The sequence below is a fragment of the Streptomyces prasinopilosus genome (assembly GCF_001419695.1).
GTDB classification, from domain to species: Bacteria; Actinomycetota; Actinomycetes; order Streptomycetales; family Streptomycetaceae; genus Streptomyces; species Streptomyces prasinopilosus.
Window position 1 is genome coordinate 1 of the sequence record NZ_LIRG01000953.1, and the last position, 1,208, is coordinate 1,208.

Genomic DNA, 1,208 nt, shown 5'->3' on the forward strand with positions numbered 1-1,208 from the left:
ACGCCTCGCGCACCCCGGGGACCCCGGGGTGCGCGAGGCGTTGGCGCGGCTGGCGGTGGAAGGGCCGCGGGCCGGTGTCCACCTGGTGTGCCTCGCCGAGACGGCCGCCGCCTCCGCCTCGTCCCCGGTGACGGAGACGTACCGGGCGGCCTGCGCGGTGACGCCCGCGTTCCGGGAGTGCGGTGCCGTCGCCCTGCTCAGCGGGGACGTGGCGACCACCCTGCGGCTGCTGCGGGTGGCCGCCACCGGCTCGGGGGCGGCTCCGGGTCCGGTGGGCCACGGCACGGTCGCCACGGTCGACGCGGTCTCCCCCGCCTGGGCCGAACGGTTCGCACGGGCCCTGGCGCCGCTGCGGACCGCGGGCGTCCCCGGGACCCGGCACGCGCGCGTGTCGGCACCGCTGCCCCCGGCGGCGCGGCTGCTGGACGAGCTGGGCCTGGCCCGGGCCACCCCGGCCTCGCTGATGGCCCGCTGGGCGGACGCGGCCGACGACAAGGAGCGGCTCGGCGGCAGGGTGTGCGCGGTGCTGGGTGCCGGGCCGCGCGGCCCGGTGTCCGCCGACCTCGTGGCCGACGGTCCGCACCTGCTGGTGGAAGGGCCGCCCGGCAGCGGCCGTACGGAACTGCTCCGGGCCGTCGTCGCCTCCCTGGCGGCGGCCGAACGGCCGGACCGGCTGGGCATCGTGCTGGTGGACGGCCGTGCCGGCACCACGGGCGGCGGAACGGGTGACGGGCCGGGCGACGGACTGCGCGTGTGCACGGACGTACCGCACGTCACCACGCACCTCAGCGCCAACGACCCCGTGCGGATGCGGGAGTTCGCCCAGTCGTTGAGTGCCGAGCTGAAGCGGCGCGCCGAACTGCTCGGCCGGTCGGACTTCATGGAGTGGCACACCGGGCGCGAACTGTCGGACCGTATGGTCGCCCAGCGCACGGCCGCGCCCCGCGGTTCCGCGGCCGGCGCCGGCGAGCACTCCGGGGGCGAGCACTCCGGGGGCGACCTGGAGGCCCCGCCCAGTTCCACGCTGCGGCTGCGGCCCGGGGCCGCGCGGCTCAGGGCCCAGGCTCCGCCGCCGCTGCCCCGGCTGGTGGTGGTCGTCGACGACCTGGACGCGCTGGTCTCCCCCGCCCTCGGTTCGCCCGGGCGGCCCGCCGCCGGCTCGGTGCTGCGGGCCCTCGATGCGGTGGCCCGGGAGGGCGAGCGGCTGG

At 79.1% G+C, this 1,208-nt stretch carries 1 protein-coding gene; it reads left to right on the forward strand.

Annotated elements, in window-relative coordinates:
* Nucleotides 1-1,208, forward strand: a 1,208-nt coding sequence (locus AOK18_RS28955) for an FtsK/SpoIIIE domain-containing protein (protein WP_276205376.1), incomplete at both ends; no start/stop codon positions are given.